The 21309-nt window shown below is 41.4% G+C and carries 23 protein-coding genes, 3 tRNA genes and 3 rRNA genes; 24 read left to right on the plus strand and 5 right to left on the minus strand.

What is annotated here, in order from left to right; translation table 11 throughout:
• Window positions 1–108 precede the first annotated feature (108 nt).
• Both GKZ87_04555 and GKZ87_04560 read left to right on the plus strand, forming a co-directional pair.
• Entirely contained in the window at window positions 109–543 is a 435-nt protein-coding gene (locus tag GKZ87_04555; GenBank protein ID QSI24827.1) for a thioredoxin family protein, read from the plus strand.
• Entirely contained in the window at window positions 513–1322 is an 810-nt protein-coding gene (locus tag GKZ87_04560) for an aminoglycoside N(3)-acetyltransferase (GenBank protein QSI24828.1), read from the plus strand. The genes GKZ87_04555 and GKZ87_04560 overlap by 31 nt, the downstream gene beginning before the upstream one ends.
• On the opposite strand, the gene GKZ87_04565 is transcribed toward GKZ87_04560, so the two are convergent.
• From GKZ87_04565 to GKZ87_04575, 3 genes are all read right to left on the minus strand, one after another.
• Window positions 1310–1762 carry a histidine kinase gene (locus GKZ87_04565; GenBank protein QSI24829.1) on the minus strand — a complete coding sequence of 151 codons (453 nt, stop codon included), beginning with the start codon at window positions 1760–1762 and terminating at the stop codon, window positions 1310–1312. The two genes, GKZ87_04560 and GKZ87_04565, sit on opposite strands and share 13 nt — an antisense overlap.
• A 67-nt stretch (window positions 1763–1829) precedes the next feature.
• Complete coding sequence (locus tag GKZ87_04570) at window positions 1830–2111, minus strand: spore coat protein (GenBank protein QSI24830.1); 282 nt, start codon at window positions 2109–2111, stop codon at window positions 1830–1832.
• Window position 2112: 1 nt separating this feature from the next.
• Complete coding sequence (locus tag GKZ87_04575; GenBank protein ID QSI24831.1) at window positions 2113–2304, minus strand: oxidoreductase; 192 nt, start codon at window positions 2302–2304, stop codon at window positions 2113–2115.
• A 133-nt stretch (window positions 2305–2437) separates the two neighbouring features.
• On the opposite strand from GKZ87_04575, the gene GKZ87_04580 reads away from it, so the two are divergent.
• The 10 genes from GKZ87_04580 to tsaD all read left to right on the plus strand — a co-directional run bounded on the left by GKZ87_04580 (window position 2438) and on the right by tsaD (window position 13770).
• Window positions 2438–2983 (plus strand): DUF402 domain-containing protein, encoded by a 546-nt coding sequence (locus tag GKZ87_04580; GenBank protein QSI24832.1) that lies wholly within the window; start codon window positions 2438–2440, stop codon window positions 2981–2983.
• 242 nt (window positions 2984–3225) lie between these two features.
• A 16S ribosomal RNA gene (locus GKZ87_04585) occupies window positions 3226–4767 on the plus strand.
• Window positions 4768–5003: 236 nt separating this feature from the next.
• Window positions 5004–7912, plus strand: a 23S ribosomal RNA gene (locus GKZ87_04590).
• Between the two features lie 72 nt (window positions 7913–7984).
• Window positions 7985–8098 (plus strand): 5S ribosomal RNA (gene rrf / locus GKZ87_04595).
• Together the 16S, 23S and 5S rRNA genes form the textbook arrangement of a ribosomal RNA operon.
• A gap of 511 nt (window positions 8099–8609) precedes the next feature.
• Window positions 8610–9899 carry a peptidoglycan bridge formation glycyltransferase FemA/FemB family protein gene (locus tag GKZ87_04600; protein ID QSI24833.1) on the plus strand — a complete coding sequence of 430 codons (1290 nt, stop codon included), beginning with the start codon at window positions 8610–8612 and terminating at the stop codon, window positions 9897–9899.
• 15 nt (window positions 9900–9914) lie between these two features.
• Window positions 9915–11135, plus strand: coding sequence for a peptidoglycan bridge formation glycyltransferase FemA/FemB family protein (locus GKZ87_04605; protein ID QSI24834.1), 1221 nt, complete (start codon window positions 9915–9917; stop codon window positions 11133–11135).
• 103 nt (window positions 11136–11238) lie between these two features.
• Window positions 11239–11691, plus strand: coding sequence for a tRNA (adenosine(37)-N6)-threonylcarbamoyltransferase complex ATPase subunit type 1 TsaE (gene tsaE / locus GKZ87_04610; protein QSI24835.1), 453 nt, complete (start codon window positions 11239–11241; stop codon window positions 11689–11691).
• Window positions 11691–12296, plus strand: coding sequence for a tRNA (adenosine(37)-N6)-threonylcarbamoyltransferase complex dimerization subunit type 1 TsaB (tsaB, locus tag GKZ87_04615; protein ID QSI24836.1), 606 nt, complete (start codon window positions 11691–11693; stop codon window positions 12294–12296). Before tsaE ends, tsaB begins: the two co-directional genes overlap by 1 nt.
• Complete coding sequence (gene rimI, locus GKZ87_04620) at window positions 12293–12742, plus strand: ribosomal-protein-alanine N-acetyltransferase (GenBank protein ID QSI24837.1); 450 nt, start codon at window positions 12293–12295, stop codon at window positions 12740–12742. The genes tsaB and rimI overlap by 4 nt, the downstream gene beginning before the upstream one ends.
• Complete coding sequence (tsaD, locus tag GKZ87_04625) at window positions 12739–13770, plus strand: tRNA (adenosine(37)-N6)-threonylcarbamoyltransferase complex transferase subunit TsaD (protein QSI24838.1); 1032 nt, start codon at window positions 12739–12741, stop codon at window positions 13768–13770. Before rimI ends, tsaD begins: the two co-directional genes overlap by 4 nt.
• Window positions 13771–13818: 48 nt before the next feature.
• Here tsaD and GKZ87_04630 read toward each other — a convergent pair whose 3' ends face one another.
• Complete coding sequence (locus GKZ87_04630) at window positions 13819–14010, minus strand: DUF378 domain-containing protein (GenBank protein ID QSI24839.1); 192 nt, start codon at window positions 14008–14010, stop codon at window positions 13819–13821.
• A 96-nt stretch (window positions 14011–14106) separates the two neighbouring features.
• Here GKZ87_04630 and GKZ87_04635 point away from each other — a divergent pair, with 96 nt between their 5' ends.
• The 8 genes from GKZ87_04635 (at window position 14107) to GKZ87_04670 (ending at window position 17707) form a co-directional block, all read left to right on the plus strand.
• Window positions 14107–15093: a hypothetical protein gene (locus GKZ87_04635; GenBank protein ID QSI24840.1), complete on the plus strand. Its 987-nt coding sequence runs from the start codon at window positions 14107–14109 to the stop codon at window positions 15091–15093.
• Window positions 15093–15425 (plus strand): PemK family transcriptional regulator, encoded by a 333-nt coding sequence (locus GKZ87_04640; GenBank protein ID QSI24841.1) that lies wholly within the window; start codon window positions 15093–15095, stop codon window positions 15423–15425. The genes GKZ87_04635 and GKZ87_04640 overlap by 1 nt, the downstream gene beginning before the upstream one ends.
• Before the next feature lie 430 nt (window positions 15426–15855).
• Window positions 15856–15931 (plus strand) — tRNA-Asp (locus GKZ87_04645).
• A gap of 30 nt (window positions 15932–15961) precedes the next feature.
• Window positions 15962–16037: transfer RNA gene (locus GKZ87_04650), tRNA-Asp, on the plus strand.
• 5 nt (window positions 16038–16042) lie between these two features.
• Window positions 16043–16116 (plus strand) — tRNA-Gly (locus tag GKZ87_04655).
• 271 nt (window positions 16117–16387) lie between these two features.
• Window positions 16388–16774 (plus strand): hypothetical protein, encoded by a 387-nt coding sequence (locus GKZ87_04660; GenBank protein QSI24842.1) that lies wholly within the window; start codon window positions 16388–16390, stop codon window positions 16772–16774.
• A gap of 237 nt (window positions 16775–17011) precedes the next feature.
• Window positions 17012–17353 carry a hypothetical protein gene (locus tag GKZ87_04665; protein ID QSI27882.1) on the plus strand — a complete coding sequence of 114 codons (342 nt, stop codon included), beginning with the start codon at window positions 17012–17014 and terminating at the stop codon, window positions 17351–17353.
• A gap of 42 nt (window positions 17354–17395) precedes the next feature.
• Entirely contained in the window at window positions 17396–17707 is a 312-nt protein-coding gene (locus GKZ87_04670) for a hypothetical protein (GenBank protein QSI24843.1), read from the plus strand.
• Window positions 17708–17713: 6 nt separating this feature from the next.
• Here GKZ87_04670 and GKZ87_04675 read toward each other — a convergent pair whose 3' ends face one another.
• Window positions 17714–18034 carry a helix-turn-helix domain-containing protein gene (locus GKZ87_04675; GenBank protein QSI24844.1) on the minus strand — a complete coding sequence of 107 codons (321 nt, stop codon included), beginning with the start codon at window positions 18032–18034 and terminating at the stop codon, window positions 17714–17716.
• Between the two features lie 152 nt (window positions 18035–18186).
• Between GKZ87_04675 and GKZ87_04680 the strand changes: the two genes are divergently transcribed.
• The 4 genes from GKZ87_04680 (at window position 18187) to GKZ87_04695 (ending at window position 21278) form a co-directional block, all read left to right on the plus strand.
• Window positions 18187–18738 carry a hypothetical protein gene (locus tag GKZ87_04680; protein QSI24845.1) on the plus strand — a complete coding sequence of 184 codons (552 nt, stop codon included), beginning with the start codon at window positions 18187–18189 and terminating at the stop codon, window positions 18736–18738.
• Window positions 18739–18785: 47 nt separating this feature from the next.
• The gene (locus GKZ87_04685; protein ID QSI24846.1) at window positions 18786–19604 is read left to right on the plus strand and encodes a hypothetical protein; all 819 of its coding nucleotides are present in this window, start codon (window positions 18786–18788) and stop codon (window positions 19602–19604) included.
• Window positions 19605–19724: 120 nt separating this feature from the next.
• Window positions 19725–20495, plus strand: coding sequence for a zinc-ribbon domain-containing protein (locus tag GKZ87_04690; GenBank protein ID QSI24847.1), 771 nt, complete (start codon window positions 19725–19727; stop codon window positions 20493–20495).
• Between the two features lie 3 nt (window positions 20496–20498).
• Complete coding sequence (locus tag GKZ87_04695; GenBank protein QSI24848.1) at window positions 20499–21278, plus strand: hypothetical protein; 780 nt, start codon at window positions 20499–20501, stop codon at window positions 21276–21278.
• Window positions 21279–21309 lie beyond the last annotated feature (31 nt).

The following is a 21309-nucleotide window of genomic DNA, read 5'->3' on the forward strand; positions in this document are numbered from 1 at the left end:
TCACCGAAAACGAACGTGGAATGACTTTTTCTATGGAAAATTGAAAAAGATAGCAGAGAATGATTATTCTGTGGTAAAATAATACCAGAAAGCGAGGTGTTGCAATTCATGAAGAAAGTGCTGCTCAGTCTGTTATGCGCCATATTCCTGCTGCAGGGATGTAGTAAACAAAATGAGGGAGAACCGATTGAACTAACAGCGCAGGAAGTGCTGGTCAGACTCCAGGATCCGAAAAAAAATTCCTTCATGCTGTACATCACCTCGGAAAATTGCTATTCCTGTGATGAATATGAAAAAATAATACAGGAAATAGAAGAGGAAACACCGTTTGAAATCTACTATCTGAAAATGGATACAAATGAAGAGGATACGGATGTCAAACGCTCACTTGAAGAACTGCAAATTACGACAGGAAATATACAGAGCCTGCCGTCTACCTTTTATTTTTATCAGGGAAGTCTGTTGCCTGAAAATAAAAAAGAAGGGTATCTGGAAAAGAAGGACTTGTTAAAATGGTTGAACGATCTGCATTTACTACATTAAATCAAGAACCTGCCACGGTATCTTCAAAGGAAGAAATCGTACAGCAGCTGACATCATTAGGAATCCAGAAGGGCATGGTACTTCTGGTGCAGGCAGACCCAAAAAGACTTGGCTATCTGATTGGCGGAGAACAGGCGCTGATTGAAGCACTCATGGAAACAGTAGGCTATGAGGGTACACTCGTTGTCGCAACCTTTACTCCGCAGCTATTGGATCCCTCCTGTCAAAAGGAGAGTGTCGAGCGTATATATTGGGATGATGTACGTGGCTCTGCTTTTCCATTTGACAGAAAACTGACGCCGCCCCGCGATGCATTTGCTTTGCAGTTTTTGCGTAATGAAGGAATCGTGCGCTCCTACCACCCATTATACAGCTTTGCCGCCTGGGGGAAATACGCCAAACTGATTTGTGATCGTCATCCTCTGCATTTCGGGCTAAGCAAGGATTCTCCTCTCGGGAAAATTGTGGAATTCAATGGCTATACTGTCCTGCTTGGATGTGAGTACGAGAACTGCTGCATGTTTCATTTAGCTCGCTATTCCGGAGATCAATTACCGATTCGCCTGGTCAGTGCACCGATTGAAAATAACAAGCAGACAATGTGGAAGGATATGCTGGATTTGGATTATCAGACAAAAAACTTCTCCGAAATAGGAGAAGTGATGGAGGAACGCAGTGTTGTAAAAACCTCTTATATCGGGAACGGACGCTGCCGTATGTTTTCTGCCAGAGAAGCGATTACACTGGCAACAGCCTATTTCCACATTCATAAGGATTGAAGCAGGATGGCGGCTGCCTTTTCGAGATAATGCTGATCGACTGCATCAAATCTTGAAAATATCGGAGAATCAATATCCAGGACACCCAGCAGGGTGTCTTCTTTTATAAGCGGTATAACGATTTCTGAATTACTGGCACTGTCACAGGCAATATGATTCACAAACTCATGTACATTATCTACCCGCTGTGTACACCTGCTTTCTGCACAAACACCACAAACACCTTTGCCCAACGGGATATGCATGCAGGCAACCATGCCTTGAAACGGTCCAAGGATCAATTCCTTATTTTTAAATAAATAAAAGCCTGCCCAATTCAGCTCAGGAAGCTCTGCGAATAACAGGGCAGACATATTTGCCATATTGGCAATCATATCATGCTCTCCCTCCAGGACTGCACATAGCTGCTGAAGGATTCGCTCATATTGTTTTTCTTTCATATAAAACACCTCACTTTTTATGAGGATATCGTATCATGATTTTAAGAAAAGAAAAAGGAGTTATCCATTAAGATAACTCACTTTCACTTTTTGAAAATTTAGTATATGCCTTAGAAATATTCTTAGCGGAATCCGGTGTCATCTTATACCAGCCCTGTGCGCTCATCATGTTGTATACATCACGCTGCAAAGTTGATACGCAGGTATAAACCTCATCAATTTTTTCGAATAATTCATCGTTGCTTGCTTCCTGTGTAAATGTATTTAGCTCTGCTTTCATATGCTTTAATGTTACCAGCAGATTGGTAGCGATGTCCTTATCGCCGTAGCTTTTTGATTTTGCTGCCATATTACTTAGCCTCGCTTTCCAGGATTTCCAGTAATGTCTGGTAATGCTCCTTTAATTTTTCCTGTACATTTTCAAAACAGCTCTTTACTTCCTCACTTTGAATCATTGTGATATCATTGGCAACACGTTTATTTAAAACAAGTGTCTGATCCAGGATATCTTCCATATACAATACGTCTTTAGGTGTCAGCATAGTGTTCACTCGTATGACTCTGTGTGTAAGTCATACATCTCCTTTCATACATTAGTATGGAGTGGAATATCCGCATGTATGCATTTGCTTTCAAGGTTTTATCTGCTATAATAGAAACTCACAGGAGGACGTCATGGAAATACAAGAACGAGAATATGTTTATATCCAAAGCTATAAGCATGATGGTAGTCTTCATAGGACCTGGGCTAAGGGATATGTCATAGAAGCAAATGAACGGCGCATTGTTGCTGTAACCAACAAAACACTTGTCAGTGAATCGGATGGTCGCAAATGGGTTACAAGGGAACCGGCAATCTGTTTCTTCTATCCGGATAAATGGTACAATGTTATCTGCATGATCCGCAAATCCGGTATTCATTATTACTGCAATCTTGCCTCACCGTCTCTTTATGATGGAGAAGCAATTAAGAATATTGATTACGATCTGGATGTGAAGGTATCGCCAACAGGAAAGACAACCTTGCTGGATGAGGATGAATACCGGCAGCATTCAGCAGAAATGGGATACAGCCGGAAGCTGGATGAAGCGATACATCGTGGTCTGGATCGACTGATGGTAGATATCCGGCTTCAGAATTCACCGTTTGAGCATCGTGAGATATCTGCCTTGTATGATAAATACCTGCGTTATATGGAAGAGGATAAAAGAGCTAAATAAGGCATATACGCGGTATATGAAGGAAATATGACAAAAAATCAAAAAAAGTGAAATAAAACGTTGACACAAAGAATGATTCGTTGTATTATATACGAGCGCTGATGAGAAACAGCGGCGCACGAAATAGAAATTTCGGTCTTTGAAAACTGAACAGGAAACGTCAATTATTTGAGAAAACAATATTCTCGGAATAACGATAACTAAAATGAAATTCAAACGCAAGTCATGCGTTAGAGCTAAATCAAATGGAGAGTTTGATCCTGGCTCAGGATGAACGCTGGCGGCATGCCTAATACATGCAAGTCGAACGAAGTCTCTAGGGAGCTTGCTTCCAAAGAGACTTAGTGGCGAACGGGTGAGTAACACGTAGGTAACCTGCCCATGTGTCTGGGATAACTGCTGGAAACGGTAGCTAAAACCGGATAGGTATACGGAGCGCATGCTCTGTATATTAAAGCACCCCTCAAGGTGTGAACATGGATGGACCTGCGGCGCATTAGCTAGTTGGTGAGGTAACGGCCCACCAAGGCGATGATGCGTAGCCGGCCTGAGAGGGTAAACGGCCACATTGGGACTGAGACACGGCCCAAACTCCTACGGGAGGCAGCAGTAGGGAATTTTCGTCAATGGGGGGAACCCTGAACGAGCAATGCCGCGTGAGTGAAGAAGGTCTTCGGATCGTAAAGCTCTGTTGTAAGTGAAGAACGGCTCATAGAGGAAATGCTATGGGAGTGACGGTAGCTTACCAGAAAGCCACGGCTAACTACGTGCCAGCAGCCGCGGTAATACGTAGGTGGCAAGCGTTATCCGGAATCATTGGGCGTAAAGGGTGCGTAGGTGGCGTACTAAGTCTGTAGTAAAAGGCAATGGCTCAACCATTGTAAGCTATGGAAACTGGTAGGCTAGAGTGCAGAAGAGGGCGATGGAATTCCATGTGTAGCGGTAAAATGCGTAGATATATGGAGGAACACCAGTGGCGAAGGCGGTCGCCTGGTCTGTAACTGACACTGAGGCACGAAAGCGTGGGGAGCAAATAGGATTAGATACCCTAGTAGTCCACGCCGTAAACGATGAGAACTAAGTGTTGGAGGAATTCAGTGCTGCAGTTAACGCAATAAGTTCTCCGCCTGGGGAGTATGCACGCAAGTGTGAAACTCAAAGGAATTGACGGGGGCCCGCACAAGCGGTGGAGTATGTGGTTTAATTCGAAGCAACGCGAAGAACCTTACCAGGCCTTGACATGGATGCAAAGGCTCTAGAGATAGAGAGATAAATATGGATCACACAGGTGGTGCATGGTTGTCGTCAGCTCGTGTCGTGAGATGTTGGGTTAAGTCCCGCAACGAGCGCAACCCTTGTCGCATGTTACCAGCATCAAGTTGGGGACTCATGCGAGACTGCCGGTGACAAACCGGAGGAAGGTGGGGATGACGTCAAATCATCATGCCCCTTATGGCCTGGGCTACACACGTACTACAATGGCGACCACAAAGAGCAGCGACTTGGTGACAAGAAGCGAATCTCATAAAGGTCGTCTCAGTTCGGATTGAAGTCTGCAACTCGACTTCATGAAGTCGGAATCGCTAGTAATCGCAGATCAGCATGCTGCGGTGAATACGTTCTCGGGCCTTGTACACACCGCCCGTCAAACCATGGGAGTCAGTAATACCCGAAGCCGGTGGCATAACCGTAAGGAGTGAGCCGTCGAAGGTAGGACCGATGACTGGGGTTAAGTCGTAACAAGGTATCCCTACGGGAACGTGGGGATGGATCACCTCCTTTCTAAGGAGAAAGTACAAAAGAAGTAAAATGGTTAAGGAACATTTCCTGTTCAGTTTTGGAATACCGAAGGTTTCCAACGAAAAAGAAGTCGATCTTTGAAAACTGAATAACAGAAGACATATGAAGGTCTATAACGAAAGTTGTAAACGAACATAGATATTCACGAGTAGAAAGTTAAACAAAACAGAAAACTCAAGCAAAAACCTAAGCAAAGAAAAGAACGCTTAAAACTTAATCGTGATTAAGTGAATAAGGGCGTACGGTGGATGCCTAGGCACTTGGAACTGAAGAAGGACGCAACAAACGGCGAAACGCGACGGGGAGTGGTACGTACACAAAGATCCGTCGATATCCGAATGGGGAAACCCGGCAGCAGTAATGAGCTGTCACCGATGAGTGAATACATAGCTCATGCGGGAGGTACCCGGAGAACTGAAACATCTAAGTATCCGGAGGAAAAGAAAATAAGAATGATTCCGTAAGTAGCGGCGAGCGAACGCGGAGGAGCCCAAACCAGATCTTGATCTGGGGTTGTAGGACCACGATATGGCAAGAGCATGGCTAAGAGAACGGCATTGAAAGGCCGACCGGAGAGGGTGCAAGTCCCGTATCTGAAAGTCTAGCGAAGCCTAGTGGTATCCTGAGTACGGCGAGACACGAGAAATCTTGTCGGAAGCAGGCGGGACCATCCGTCAAGGCTAAATATACCCAAGTGACCGATAGTGGACCAGTACCGTGAGGGAAAGGTGAAAAGAACCGCGGGAGCGGAGTGAAATAGAACCTGAAACCGTATGCTTACAAGAAGTCAGAGCCCGTTAAAGGGTGATGGCGTGCCTTTTGTAGAATGAACCGGCGAGTTACGTTATCGTGCGAGGTTAAGTAGAAGATACGGAGCCGAAGCGAAAGCGAGTCTTAATAGGGCGGCAGTACGATGATGTAGACCCGAAACCGTGTGATCTAGCCATGACCAGGTTGAAGTTCAGGTGAAACTGAATGGAGGACCGAACCGACCCCCGTTGAAAAGTTGGCGGATGAGTTGTGGCTAGGGGAGAAATTCCAATCGAACACGGATATAGCTGGTTCTCCCCGAAATAGCTTTAGGGCTAGCGTCGAGGAAGAGTCGTATGGAGGTAGAGCACTGAATGTACGATGGCCCCATCCCGGGGTACTGAGTATAATCAAACTCCGAATGCCATACAGATATACTCGGCAGTCAGACTGTGGGTGATAAGGTCCATGGTCAAAAGGGAAACAGCCCAGACCGCCAGTTAAGGTCCCAAAATGTATGCTAAGTGGAAAAGGATGTGGGGATGCACAGACAACTAGGAGGTTGGCTCAGAAGCAGCCATCCTTGAAAGAGTGCGTAACAGCTCACTAGTCGAGTGACCCTGCGCCGAAAATGTACCGGGGCTAAGCATACTACCGAAGCTGCGGATTCAACTTCAGAGTTGAGTGGTAGGGGAGCGTTGCATGCACGTAGAAGCCATACCGTAAGGAGTGGTGGAGAGCATGGAAGAGAGAATGCCGGTGTGAGTAGCGAGATGTAGGTGAGAATCCTACACACCGATAGCCCAAGGATTCCAGGGGAAGGTTCGTCCGCCCTGGGTAAGTCGGGACCTAACGCGAGGCCGAAAGGCGTAGTGGATGGAAAACAGGCAGATATTCCTGTACCCGCGATGGAAATGAAGGAATGACGGAGAAGGCTAGTGTGAGCCACTAAATGGATTGTGGTCGAAGCATATAGCAGGCTGACAGTGAAATGCGTCAGCGGGATGTAAGATGTGACAGGTAAGGGAACGCCTTCGGGCAAGTACTGAAGCACATGATGCCAGCTTCCAAGAAAAGTTTCTAGTGATAATTCCATAGCGGCCCGTACCAAAACCGACACAGGTGGGCAAGGAGAGAATCCTGAGGTGAGCGAGAGAACTGTTGCCAAGGAACTCGGCAAAATGACTCCGTAAGTTAGCGATAAGGAGTGCTCTTGTAAAAGAGAGCCGCAGTGAAGAGGCCCAAGCGACTGTTTAACTAAAACACAGCTCTCTGCAAAGTCGCAAGACGAAGTATAGGGGGTGACGCCTGCCCGGTGCTGGAAGGTTAAGAGGATTTGTCATCCGAAAGGAGAAGCAATGAATTGAAGCCCCAGTGAACGGCGGCCGTAACTATAACGGTCCTAAGGTAGCGAAATTCCTTGTCAGGTAAGTTCTGACCCGCACGAAAGGCGTAACGATTTGGGCGCTGTCTCGGCAGCAGACTCGGTGAAATCTTAGTACCTGTGAAAATGCAGGTTACCCGCAACTAGACGGAAAGACCCCATGGAGCTTTACTGTAGCCTGATATTGAATTTTGATCAAAGATGTACAGGATAGGTGGGAGGCGAAGAGACGTGTACGCCAGTATACGAGGAGCCGATGTTGGGATACCACTCTTGTTTGATTGAAGTTCTAACCTGCACCCATAAGCTGGGTGAGGGACCGTGTCAGGTGGGCAGTTTGACTGGGGCGGTCGCCTCCTAAAGAGTAACGGAGGCGCCCAAAGGTACGCTCAGATTGGATGGAAATCAATCGACGAGTGCAAATGCAGAAGCGTGCTTGACTGTGAGACAGACAAGTCGAACAGGGACGAAAGTCGGGATTAGTGATCCGGCGGTGCCGAATGGAAGGGCCGTCGCTCAACGGATAAAAGCTACCCTGGGGATAACAGGCTGATCTCGCCCAAGAGTTCACATCGACGGCGAGGTTTGGCACCTCGATGTCGGCTCATCGCATCCTGGAGCTGAATTCGGTTCCAAGGGTTGGGCTGTCCGCCCATTAAAGCGGTACGCGAGCTGGGTTCAGAACGTCGTGAGACAGTTCGGTCCCTATCTGTTGTGGGCGTTGGAGATCTGAGGAGAGCTGTCCTTAGTACGAGAGGACCGGGATGGACCTACCGCTGGTGCACCAGTTGTTCCGCCAGGAGCATAGCTGGGTAGCTAAGTAGGGAAGGGATAAGCGCTGAAAGCATCTAAGCGCGAAGCCTACTCCAAGATGAGATCTCCCATTCGTCAAACGAAGTAAGACCCCTTGAAGACGACGAGGTAGATAGGTCAGAGATGGAAGTGTAGCGATACGTGGAGTTGACTGATACTAATAGGTCGAGGACTTAATCACACGTGCCCTGAGGGTACATAGAAACAAAAAAAGTCAACTGTTATTCAGTTTTGAGGGAACGACCTCAAAGAGATCTGGTGGCGATAGCGATGTGGACACACCTGTACTCATCCCGAACACAGAAGTTAAGCATATCAGCGGCGACAATATCTGGACGAGCTCCAGTGAAGATAGCACGCTGCCAGGTAAAGAGACTCATCCTTGGATGGGTCTTTTTTTTAAGATTAAGACAGATCCACTATTCTATATGATTGGGTCTTTTTTTCAACAGATTATGAAAGATTTTAGTATCCTATATGATTCTGTATATTGAAATTCGCCATATATAAGCAATATGCTTTGTATAATTCACTTTGCGATCGAAGTACTGCATACTAAAGGACATTATTACCTAAAAATATCTGGGGGTATATTATGATTGCCTAACGAATGAAATAGAAAAGCAAACAATGCCTTTTTCTGGAATTCTAACTATAAGGTAGGCCGGTTTACACAGGAACAAACGTTTATAAATTCATGTGCAATATGATACTTCTGTGTGAAAACCCTTTATTATTTGCTTTTAGAAATGAATCATATGGACTTTTCCAATAAAATAAGAAAGATAACTTAAAATTTATCCTTATAATAAAAAATCAGGAACAAACGTGGTATAATAATACTGTTTTGACGATATAAAAAAATGAAGAATTCATGAACTGCATTATTACAATGATATATCCGAAAAGGAGGACATAATTTTGGAATTTACAACACTAACACCTCAGGAATATGAAGCATTCCAGAATCAGCATCCCTATCGGGATTTTATGAACTCACGAAAAGCGATGAAGCTGAAAGAAATTCAAAACTGGGAAGTGGAGTATGTGGGAGTTAAGGAGCAGGATACCATTCTTTGCGCAACACCACTAACATCAATACCGGTTATGAAGGTATACCGTTTCTTTTATGCACAGCGAGGGTTTCTCATTGATTATCATAATGAGGAGCTGCTTCAGTACTTTACTAAGGAATTAACAGCATATTTAAAAAGAAAAAAAGGATTATATATGGTTGTCGATCCAAATGTATTGTATAAAGAGCGCGATATGAACGGAGAACTAGTCGAGCAAGGATTTGATAATTCCTATGTTATAGATCATATGATAAAAGCAGGTTATGAGCATCAGGGCTTCACCAAAGATTTTCAGGTGATCTCAGAGATCCGCTGGATGTTTTCTCTTTATCTTGATGGGAAAGATGAAGCTACACTCTTGAAGGGAATGCATCAGCAGACGCGATGGTCAGTAAATAAGACGCTAAAGCAGGGAATCCAGGTGCGCAAGCTTTCAGTTGATGAACTGCATATCTTCCTTGATATGATGCATCACACCTCACAACGCTGTGATTTTACTGAACGCGAGCCGGAATTTTATCGCAATCAAATGCTTGCTTACGGAGATGATGCGAAGCTGCTGCTTGCCTATCTGGACGTAAACGATTTCCGCAAAAAGCTGGATGAGGAAAAAAATCAACTGGTAAAGGAGCAGGCCGAAATACAGGGCAAGCTTGAAGAGCTTCCAGGTAGTAAAAAATTTCTGAAAAAGAAGAAAGTAGTGGAGGAAGCATTGACTTTAAATGAAAAAAAATATAAGGACACAGATGCGCTCGAGCAGGAGCATGGATCCTGTATACCGATGGCTACAGCATTCTTCATAAAATCAAATGATGAGCTGATCTATCTCTACAGCGCTGCTTATGACAGCTTTAAAAAATTTAATGCGCCATATGCAATCCAGTGGTATATGCTGCAGTATGCTTTGCGGCAAGGTATTAAGCGATATAACTTTTATGGGCTTTCCGGAGATTTTAGAAAGGAAGCACAGGATTATGGTGTTTATGAATTTAAAAAGGGCTTCAATGGTGTTGTTGAGGAACTCGTCGGCGATTTTATTCTGCCGATTCAAAAGGGGCCGTATGCCCTGTATAAAAAACTAAAGAACAGATAGTTCTATGGAGGTTGTATGCAATATCAATTTATAGAACAATTGGATGCACAGGAGCATGACGCTTTTGTAAGTAGTCATGAGCTATGCAATCTGCTGCAGTCCAGCAAATGGGGACTTGTGAAAGAAAATTGGAAGCGTTCCATTGTAGGTGTAAAGGAACAGGGAAAGCTGGTAGCAAGCTGTATGATTTTAATAAAACCGCTGCCCCTGGGCTTCAGTATGTTTTATATTCCACGCGGCCCTGTTCTGGATTATACCAATGCAGCGCTTACCGCGTATCTGTTAAAGGAGCTGAAGCGCTATGCACGCAGACATCACTGCCTGTTTATCACCTTTGATCCTGCTGTGCACTGCAATGATTATACGATAAAGGAAGCAAACGAGAACCATTATGAGCATATTGATGCTATGATACAGCTGTTGCAGAAGCAGGGAGCTGTCTTCAAGGGCTTCACAAAGCAGATCGACGACACGATACAGCCGCGCTATCATGCCAATGTCTATGCCTGTGATGATTTCGAAAGCACGTTGTCAAAAAGCTGTAAAAAGGCTCTAAGTACTGTGCAAAAGAAAATGATCGAGGTACTTCCCTATCATATTGACGGTGTAGAGGATTTTGCGAAAGTCATGCACTGTACAGAGGAACGTAAAAATATTCATCTTCGCGATCAGGAATACTTTAAACGCTTACTGGAGATTTACGGGGATGATGCGGTTATTTATCTGGCTAAGCTACCGCTCGCTAAATTGTATGAGGATATAAGGAAGCGCTATGAGCAGACAGTAAAGGAACTGGAAGCATGTCCGGAAAATGCAAAAAAGAAGCGGTTTACGCTGGAAGAGCTGCATGCATCTTTAAGCCGTGAGCTGCGTGAGCTGAAGGAGAATTTGCAACGGGATGGTGAAGTGGCAGTTGTTTCCGGGGCATTGTGCGTAAAATTTGGGCCAACTGCGGAGATACTGTATGCAGGAATGGATGATCGCTATAAGCGCTATATGGCACCATATGCAAGCTTTTATAAATGCATGACCTGGAGCTTTGAACATGGCTGTAAGTGGAGCAATATGGGAGGCATAGAAGGCAGTCTAAAGGGTGGTTTGACTAAATTTAAGGCCAATTACAATCCAACCATCAATGAATTTATAGGCGAATTTGATTTGCCTGTTTACAAATCTCTGTATAGCCTGTCACAATGGGCGATGAAGCAGCGTAAAAAGGCATTGCAGAAAGCATAAGAGGCTGAAAACAGCTTATTCATACAATCGTTTTAATGCAATTAAAATTATAGTTTTAAGCTTACTATATACTTACGTGAGGAACGTGGGGAAGGAGGCAAATATGAAGCAGATTACTGTATACTCGCTGGAAGATACCGCAAGGCTTGGACTTAAAATAGCGGAAATGATAAAGCCCGGAATGCTGCTCACCCTAAGTGGTGATCTGGGAGCCGGGAAAACAACGTTTACAAAATATCTTGGCAAGGGACTTGGTGTAAAGAAAACAATCAACTCACCAACCTTTACCATATTAAAAATATACCAGGGGTCGAAGATGCCAATGTATCACATGGATGCCTATCGACTGGAGGGAATCTCCCAGGATCTCGGCTTTGAGGAATATTTTGAGGATGATGGCTTATGTGTGATAGAATGGCCGCATTTTATAGAAAATCAACTGCCTAACGAGCGTCTGGATATCGTCATAACCAGAGAGGCAGGGGAAGAGGAAGAACGCAGGTTTACCTTTACTCCGATTGGCAGAAAATACGAAGAAATCGTGGAGGCGTTATAATGAAAACATTATGCTTAGACAGTGCCCATAAATATTTGATTATCGGTTTGTATGAGAATGATAGTCTGGTATGCGGGACTGCAAATGTATCCTGGAAAAAGCAATCGGAAACCATATTTCCGGAATTGATGAGGCTGATGCAGGAAGCCGGCTGGGATAGTGACGATGTGGATGAGGTTGTTATTACGGATGGTCCCGGTAGCTATACGGGGGTGAGAATTGCTATGTGTGTTGCTAAGGTTTTGTGCACAAGAAAGCATATTCCACTGTATGCCATATCCACACTCCAGTTGTACGCCGGACTGACAGACAACGCCTTTGTTATGCTGGATGCCAGAAGCAATCGGGCTTATACCGGGGAATTATGCGGTGGAAGCTTTAAAACGGAGGAGCAAATTCTTACACTGGATGAAATCCATGAACGCCTGGATGATAAGAAGTATGTGCTGTTTGGTGACTGTGAGCTGATAGACAGGGAAGCAGAAGAAGCAGCTTTTCTTAAAAATTTTATCGCATTGCGCCCGTATTACAGGAAGGTTGAGAATATCCATACCCTTACCCCGCGCTATCTGAAAGAGGCGGATGCATACAAGGTAAAGCCGTGATTCGTAAAGCAGAGGACAGAGATCTGGAGCGAATTCTGGAAATTGAGAATATTTGCTTTACCAGTCGGTGGACAGGTGAGATGTTTCTTTATGAATTACATGAAAATGAATTTGGTCATATGTATGTGCTGGAGATAGCAGATAAGGTCGCTGGCTTTATTGATTTTTGGACGACATTTGAATGCTGTCAGCTTGCGAATATCGCTATTCATCCTGATTATCAGGGAAAAGGCTGGAGCCGTTGTCTGCTGGATGTAATGGTGGAGACTGCAGAACAGGAGCAGTGTGAGACCGTTATGCTGGAAGTGCGTCCCTCCAATACTGCCGCCAGAGGTCTTTACAAGGCCTATGATTTTATTGAAGTAAATATACGTAAAGGGTATTACAGTGATAACGGTGAGGATGCCATTGTCATGTGCAAAGCCCTGGGAGGTAATTTGGTATGAAACAGACGTTAATACTGGCTGTGGAGTCCAGTTGTGATGAAACAGCCGTCGCAATCGTAGCGGATGGTAAACAGGTACTGTCCAATGTCGTAGCTACACAGATTGATGTACATAAGGATTTTGGAGGTGTCATTCCAGAGGTTGCCAGCAGAATTCATGTGGAAAACATATCCATGGTGATTGAGGAGGCACTGGATCAGGCTAGTGTTGAGATGGAGGATATAGATGCTGTTGCCGTTACGCAGGGGCCTGGTCTTGTAGGCTGTCTGCATATCGGTGTACAGGCTGCAAAGACGCTTGCATGGGCTTTTCATAAGCCACTGGTTCCTGTTCATCATATTGCAGGGCATATTTACGCAAACCGGCTGATTGCAGATTTAAAATTTCCTTTGCTGGCGCTGGTTGTATCCGGAGGACATACAGAGCTTGTCTATATGAAGGATGAGTGGATCTTTGAAATTCTTGGTACCACACAGGATGATGCAATCGGTGAGGCTGGAGATAAGGTTGGCCGTGTCCTGGGGCTGCCGTATCCGGGCGGTGTATATGTGGATAAGCTTGCCAAGGAAGGGAAGCCTGTCTACAAGCTGGCAAGACCAAAAACAGAGCATCCGATGGACTTTTCCTTTAGCGGACTTAAAAGCAGTGTATTACAGTTTATTGATCGCTGTGAGCGTAAGGGCGAATCCTTTATAGCAGCAGATTTAGCTGCATCCTATCAGGAAACAGCCTTTGGTGCTTTGCTGGAGCGCGCGGAGTATGCACTGGAAAAGTATCACCCTGCTCAAATGGTGCTTGCCGGTGGCGTTGCGGCTAACTCTTGCCTGCGTGAGAAGGTGGAAAAGGGGCTTGCAGAGAAGTATAAGAATGTAGAATTTATCATTCCTCCACTTTCCTGCTGTACTGATAATGCGGCAATGATAGCAGTTGCGGGCTATATCGCATATATACATGGTGTTCGCGGAGACTTTGATTTGACAGCTGATCCTGGAATCGAGCTGGAGGAAGCCGCAAGGAGCCATGCATAATATAAACACAGAGTTCTGAATTGTGACAGCATTCAGAGCTTTTTTTTGCTAGTCCTCCGGCTTGAACAGGAGAATGTCTATAAAGGCACAGACACCGATGAGGAAGGCGCACAGCTTTTCCAGCCATGGTCTGGCGGTTATCAGAGTGCTGAGGTACTGAACGTTCAAAAGCATGGATAGCGCATAATTCAGACAGAATATAATCGTGATAATCAAGCAGATCTTTTGTGTTTTTTTCATTTTATTCACCTGTTCTACTTTATGAAAATATTCCGTAATTATGAATGATTCCGGAAATCCGGGCATAAAGTAGGATGAGCAGGAGGGAGATTTAATATGAAAGCTAAAATCATTGCAGGCGTTGGTATTGCAGTTCTGGCTATCGCTCTGATCTTCGCAATGAAGCCAAAATCCTTTGACAAGCAATTTGAAAAGAAGATGTCTGATATGAATTCGTATATTCTTGAGGGCAATATGGAAATTGCTAAGGGTGAAGATGTAAAGTCGTATGCGGTAGAGGTTGGCTATAAAAAAGCTGATAAAGATCTTTTTAAGGTTACATTAACAGATAAGGAGTTGAATCAGGAACAGATTATCTTAAGAAATGATGCCGGAGTTTTTGTTGTCACGCCAAGTTTGAATCAGATTTTTAAGTTTGAAGGAGACTGGCCAATGAACTCTCCAAAGCCATATCTTTTACAGTCGATTGCAGATATCGTTAAAGGGAAGGATGCAGCAATTAAAGAAGAAAAGGGCGGCTATCTTGTCAGCAGCAAGGTTTCCTATCCGAATAATAAGAATTTTGATCATGAGGAGATCATGTTTGATAAGGATGCCAAGCTGAAATGGCTTCAAATTTACAATAAGGATAATACATCTGAGCTTAAAATCGTGTTCACGAAGGCAGAGTATAATGCAAAAATCAAGGATGATTATTTCAAAGCACCAACAGTGTTGGAGAAATCAAAGACGACTTCAGCTATTACAGATGCTGACTTGCCACTGTATCCGGTGATGGTTTATGAATCAAAGCTTGAGAATATCAGCAGTATGAATGCAAATGGACAGACAAAGCATGTTCTGGAGTATACAGGTGAAAAGAATTTCACAGTTGTTGAGACAAAAAAAGAGACTGCGAAGGATACGCAGACAGTGATTATGCCTGGTGAGATGATGGATGCTCTGGATGTGGTTGGATTCTATGATGGTAATCATTTGAGCGCTGTATATGATAATGTGGAGTTCACTGTGTTTTCTGATGACCTGAGTCCGGAGGAAATGATGCAGGTGATTATGAGCATGCAGGTGGCTGTGATGAAGTAATGATAAAGAGAGGAGATGTTTATTATGCAGATCTGTCTCCAGTGGTTGGAAGTGAGCAGGGAGGCATCCGTCCAGTAGTTGTCGTGCAGAATGATAAGGGGAATCGTTATTCAAAAACGATTATTGTCGCTCCAATTTCGAAGAAGATGTCGAAGCCGCCAATCCCTACGCATGTGATATTCAGTGATGATTCGCTGAGCTATGTTTCCATGATTCTCTGCGAGCAGTTACGAACTATTGATAAGAAAAGGCTGGGACAGTGGATTTGTACTTTGGATAATAAGACACTGGAGAAGATCAATCGGGCAATTCGGGTTAGCCTGAGCATTTGAGAGATTCCGTTTTGGAGTCTCTTTTTGATAGCATGGATGATTTAGTGTATGCATATGGAGTGTTTTATCTGTATGTAAAATTATAGAAATAAGGCTGCTTTGTGATTTGGCGTAGGAAGTGTTATTTATATAATTCATTACATTCATTTCTTATGTGAGTTCGCTGGGCATTTGCTGTGATGGAAAATCTAGATAGTTAAAAAAAGCATAGAAAGAGATTTACAAGAAATACAATGAGGCAGTAAAAGGTGTGTATTACGCTGCAATCATGCCGGGAATGAAGAATAGGAAATACAATTTAGCTATGTCGCCTTTTCTATAGCACATATGTGAATTTGTAACGAAAAAACTATAAAAAAATTCATTTTTCACTTGTCAAGAAGGAAGTTTCATGGTATTATATATAGGCATTGTGGTGATACAAGCTGAAGGTCCAGTGGTGTAGTGGTTAACATGCCTCCCTGTCACGGAGGAGATCGTGGGTTCGAGTCCCATCTGGACCGCCATTTTAATCTTTTGCTTGAATCGAATATGCTGGTCCAGTGGTGTAGTGGTTAACATGCCTCCCTGTCACGGAGGAGATCGTGGGTTCGAGTCCCATCTGGACCGCCAGTTATGCAGATGTAGTTCAATGGTAGAACACAGCCTTGCCAAGGCTGATACGGGGGTTCAATTCCCCTCATCTGCTCCAATAAAAAACACGTAAACTCATGTAAAAGTGAGTTTTTTATATGTAAAGGCATTTAACGTATGCATCCTAAGGGGAAACGTCGTTGAATGCCTTTTTTTCATGTCCAAATAACGAGGATTTCAGAAAGCATATGTCCTGAAAAACATGGAAAGTAGTAAACTCATGTACTTTTAAGCAACATGAAATCCTAACACCACAGACACCACAAAAAGAAAGGGGGTGATGCTGGGCATTTGTTAGGGAGCACCAATTAAAAGGAAAGGAGGTGAAAATGATGCTTGAGCCTAAAATATACGTACGTTGCGATATTCTTGAAGTTGGTAAACAAGATATACAAGTGTTTGATAATAAGGATGAATATGATGATTTCGAAGGAGCTTTCTCATTAGCATATACAACAGAGAAAACAGATAAGTACTTCAAGCTGAATCTTAACTTTGAACTTAGATTTAAAAATCAGTATGATGTTTCTAAAATCCTTGTAAAACTCCCCTATTCGTTTACTTACACATTGAAGAAATACAAGGAGTATGGTTTGGAATCTATTAAAATCAGCGCATTAAATGAAATTGCTTCGGAAATCAGTGAATACTACGGATTTTATTTAATGTTGCTATTCCAATGCAAAGTAAAGTCAAATGTAAAGGAGATGAGTTGATGCAAAATTACAAGCTGATATACCAAGGGTTGAAATTGGCAGTTGACTTTTACTATCAGTACAGCAAAATAAAGACGATCTGTAGGAAAAAATCAAAATGAAGAAGGATAACTTTCAGATACTTGGTCTTATTATTGGAATCACATTGATAGTAGTAAATGAAATAATTGATTTAGGTAAACATAAAGGAGAAGAAAAACAATGAAAGAAACAGAACAAAAAGCACCAGTAGCACCAATAAATGCAAAGGTAGCCAAGGAAGATCCACAAAAACCACAAGTTAAAGAAACAAAGTACTGCACCTTGTTACAGTCAACTAAGATTGCAGATAAAGACGGGTTAGGCTATACGTATGCATTTGAGAAAATCTTCGTTAAAGAATTAAAACGTGAGGAAATCCGAATTTGTCTGTACAAGAATATGCGAAATCGTGGAGGAAACATTCAAAACAAAATGCTTGTAAGACCGTGCGATTTAACTGAGATGGAGTTCATCCAGTTGTTTGAAAAAGCAATTAAAGATAAATTATTTACAGATGAATTCATGAAATATCTGCGTAACATCGTCAATCAAAAATAAACCCCTTAACCAATCAATCAACGGTTAAGGGATATTTTTTATATGTTTGATAATAAGCGTTACTTAACAAGGGGAATAGCTTCTGAAGTTCCCCTTACCATTCAGTTGTTAATTTGGCAGATGATTGACAAGCTGAGGGATAAGAGAAGTAAGGTAGATTATTTACAAGTGTTCAAGGTGAAGCATTCCGATAGACACATCATCATTGAACAGAGTAGTAGTGAACCTGAATTCAAAACTACTTTTGAATTTCATACGGCAAGTGTGGGAACAGAGGAAGCAGGACAAGTGTACACTGTTTGGGTCATTGATGACGGAGAGCATACACTAATGCTCTTCCCTGAGGAACGCTGAAAAGAATTAGTCTTTTGGTAAAGCAATCAGAAGATTTTTGACAAGGGATTTATTTTTTCTGTTCAGCAATCGGTAGTAGTTCAGAACTTCCATTTCATCCTTATTTTGGGGTGGCAAAGAATTGATTAAGTTTAAGTTAAAGCAAGAAGTGATGTTGACATCAAGAATTGAACATATTTTTTCCAAGGTGTCAATGGATGGTAGAGACTTCCCTGTTACATATTTAGAGATGGCTTTCTGAGAAAGACCTAGTCTTTCACCTAATTCAGATTGAGTCATGTTTTTCATCTCTAAATTGTCCTGGATGATTTCTCCAATATTTCTCATAGGATTGCACCCCCTTTGTTCTTAAATTATAGAATAAATGGTAGTGCGATGTTGAAATAAACTCTCAAGTGTAGTAATATTATTGTATCAACTACTGTGTGTAGTGTTTTATGAATATAACTACATTAAGGTATGGGAAAAGGAGAGAAAAAATGGAGAAAAGTAAGAAAAATGAGGATATGATTTTCAAGGATATTAAATCGTTACAACCTGTTGTAGATGTAATCAATGAAGCATCAATAACGCTTGGTGACCCTACAAGGACGATTAAAGATAGTCCTTTAATTGATGTTCTTTCAAACGCTTTAGGTGCAGGTGGCGGAGCTGGAGTTTCATTTCTTGCATTATATGGTTTAGGTATAACAGGATTGTCAGCAGCTGGCATTACTACAGCACTAGCAACTGCTGGTTCAATCGTTGGCGGTGGAATGGCTGCAGGTGTGTTAGTTCTAGGTGCGTTACCTGTGGCTGGAGTTGCTTTAACAGGTGGAGTAATAGCAAAAAACATAAAACGAAAACAATTAAGAGAAGTTAAAAAAGATTTGTATAACGAAGCAGAAGACCGATTGAAAAAGATTGAAGAGGAACTAGCAAAAGCAGAAAGTGATACTGAAACTAGTGAAGATAGGTTTAACTTATTGAAATCATTAAAAATCACCTTAGGTAAAATACTTGTAGATCTTCAACATGATTTGATGTTGTGAAAAGAGAGATTGTAGAAAAAATAGTAAGTAATTATGTAGATAGCAATATGGCAGATATAAAAAAAGAAATGAAAAAGGGGTCTGTATTTATGGTCTATGAATATATTTATAATAAAGAAGGTTATCTAAAATGTATTTTAGGAGTCTTTGATTATTGCAAAGCAAATAACCTTGCTTGTCATATAGTAGATCAAGAAGATAATGATTATGTATTCACTATTAAAATTCATAAAGATGCGGTTTTAGATATCTACACTGTTGTTGAGAGTGTGCATGGCCTAGACTTAGTAAAAGTACAATTTGTTCCCAACTCAGTTCATAGAAGGAATTCAAAGAATAAGTTAAAAACCTTAAAACAGGCAATAGGTACGCTTTTGCAATCTGATGATGAAATAGAGGGAGTTCTATACCGAAGCCATATATCTACACTTATTTCATTATTCAATACATATCTATCAAATTTTGATAAACTGATTAAGGATTTAAATCTCACAGATATAAATATATGGATGAATAAATATATTGAAAGCAACAATCTGAAATTATACTCATTCAAATATAAAGAAAAATCTGGACTCAAAGTTAAAGTGAGAACATATAACTGTAATTTAGTTTCTGAGGGTGAAAAAGTTGTGACTATTTATAATACTTTTGATAAACGTGACAATGGGCAAGAAATCAAAGGAAAGTTTGTCGCAAAATCAGTTAATAATGAAGTTAAAAGACAGGCTTACTACGCATATATTGAGTCAGAAATACTACCAAATTATGATAAAAGAGATACTGAGAATAAAACTGATTCAGAAAAAATCAAAGAATTAGAAATCATATTAGCAAATAAATGTAGGAATAAAATAGAGGATTAATCTAAAATTATTTTCATTTTACGTACAAAATAGGAGACTATGCATAAACCTAAATGTAATGTAATAGAAAAAATAATTGTAGTAATTCAATATGGCTAATGATGTGAAAAGGAGAAGAAAATGGAAAAGAGTTATGTTATTTTAGGAAAAAGTATGAAATTAGAAGAAATAGGATTATATGTATCAAGCATTATTTGTATATTAGGTACATTCATGCCATATTATACAATTAGTTTATTAGGCGCGAGTAGCAGTGTTAATTATATATCTGGTGATGGTAAATTCACATTGATTCTTTGCATATTAGCATGTATTTGCATGTGGCTAAGAAAATATATTTTTACGTTAGGAGCTTCTATCCTAACTATTGCTATAGTGTTATTTGATTTCATGTCAGATTATAATGCGGTTGAAGGTGTAGGAAAGCATGATTTTGGTGCATATATTTGTTTACTTAGTGCAGTGATTATGGTAGTATGTGGTGCTCTTGCTTATTTCCGTCATAAAAATGGAGATAAGAGTATTGATGATACATTTTCTAACATTTCTCAAAAAACAAAAGAAGTTGTTAGTACTGTAAAGAATACTGTTGAATCTAATTTAGGTGATAAATCAAATAATTCAATTAAATGTCCTAAATGTGGTGCGAAATATGCACAGGATATGAACTTCTGTCCAGAATGTGGAACACCAAAGCCAAAGGAACCTAAAAAGAAAAAATGTGGAAAATGTGGTAAAGAGTTAGATAACAATGTTCAGTTCTGCCCCTCTTGCGGTGAGAGAGTTGTACCTGATAAAATAGAAGAAAAATGTGTATGTAAGAAATGTGGTTCAGAACTAAGCGAGGGTACAGTTTTTTGTGGGAAATGTGGAACTAAGGTTGGTGATTAATATATGAAATTTTGTCCTAAATGTGGTAATGAGTTGAAAGGTAACCAATTAAACTTTTGCCCAGAATGTGGAGCGCCACTACCAAAAAATGATGCGGAAAATGTGGTCAGTGAGGAGCAACCAGAACTAGTTAAGCAACCACAAAGAACCACCAAAAACAAGGGAGTCAAGATTGTGTTAATTGCACTGATTCTTGTTCTTGCTTGTGGGGCTGGCTATTTTGCATTCTATAAGTATCAAGATCAACAAGAAAAAGACCGAATAGCAAAAGAACAGGCTCTTACTGAACAAAAGAAAAAAGATGAACAAGAGAAAAAAGATACGGAGCAGAAAACCAATGATAAACAACAAGAAAATTCGCCAAATTACGTTAATGATGGTACACCATCAATATATACTTTGGAGAACGGAAAATACAAAGAATATGCCACTTTGTTAGGTAAGCCTTACGCTGAGGTAGCAGAAAAGATTAAAATTCAAGAATTGGGAGCAAACCCTATAACATATATCGTTTCAGATTCAATAGTAGAAGCAATTACTGTTGATGAGGATGGAATTGTAAACAGTATAGAATTGATTCTGCAACCAGAATATTATTCAGAAGATTTTCTTTCATTTACACAAGATATGCCCACTATCGAATTTGATAGTGAAACGAAATCATTTATAGAAAAAAATATATTAGATGAAAGTGGTAATAAATTAAAGTGTGTATATGGTTCAAACAAGATACTAGATGATGGTATGAGCATAAATTCTGTTAAGATTGAATATGAACAATAAAAGTATCATTCATACTTTGAAATTGTATTTA

This window comes from Erysipelotrichaceae bacterium 66202529 (genome assembly GCA_017161075.1).
GTDB lineage: Bacteria > Bacillota_I > Bacilli_A > Erysipelotrichales > Erysipelotrichaceae > Clostridium_AQ.